This is a genomic window from Catellatospora aurea, from assembly GCF_042663325.1.
GTDB lineage: Bacteria > Actinomycetota > Actinomycetes > Mycobacteriales > Micromonosporaceae > Catellatospora > Catellatospora aurea.
The window spans coordinates 1-770 of the sequence record NZ_JBHTAC010000113.1 but is presented as its reverse complement, the minus strand read 5'-3'; the positions used below and the strand labels follow the sequence as shown (position 1 = coordinate 770).

Below are 770 nucleotides of genomic sequence, written 5' to 3'. Positions count from 1 at the left end.
ATCGGGGCGCTGATCGTGGTGCCGGTCGGGTTCGGTGTGCTCGGCGGGTTCAAGGACAACGGACAACTGTCCACCAACCCCCTCGGCTGGCCCGACCCCTGGCAACCCGACAACTACACCAGCATCCTGGGCGACCCCGTCTTCTGGCGACAACTGGCCAACAGCACCCTGATCGCCCTGGCCACCGTCGCCGTCGTCGTCGGCGCCTCCGCCATGGCCGCGTTCGTGTTCGCCCGCTTCGCCTTCCGCGGCCGCGAAACCCTGTTCACCCTGTTCGCCGTCGGCCTCATGTTCCCCTTCGCCGTGGCCATCCTGCCCCTGTTCATCCTCCTGCGCAGCATGGACCTGCTCGACAACCCCCTCGGCGTCATCCTGCCCCAGGCCGCCTTCGGACTACCCACCACGATCATCATCCTGCGCCAGTTCTTCCGCACCATCCCCGCCGAAGTCGAAGAAGCCGCCACCCTCGACGGCTGCACCCCCTTCGGCTTCTTCTGGCGCGTCCTACTCCCCATGGCCAAACCAGCCCTGGCCACCGTCTCCGTCCTGGCCATCGTCGCCAGCTGGAACAACTTCTTCCTCCCCCTGGTCGTGTTCACCGACCAGAGCTGGTGGACCCTGCCCGTAGGCGTCCAGGCCTTCCAAGGCCAATACGCCGACGACACCGCCAAAGTCCTCGCCTACGTCGTCCTGTCCATGATCCCCGCCCTCGGCTTCTACGCCGTCGCCGAACGCCAACTCATCGGCGGCCTCGCCGGCAGCATCAAGGG

The 770-nt window shown here is 66.9% G+C and carries 1 protein-coding gene; it reads left to right on the top strand.

Going from position 1 to position 770, the window contains the following annotated elements:
- Positions 1-770 (top strand): carbohydrate ABC transporter permease (locus ACFQO7_RS37730; RefSeq protein WP_376810893.1); only part of this gene is annotated, 770 nt, incomplete at both ends.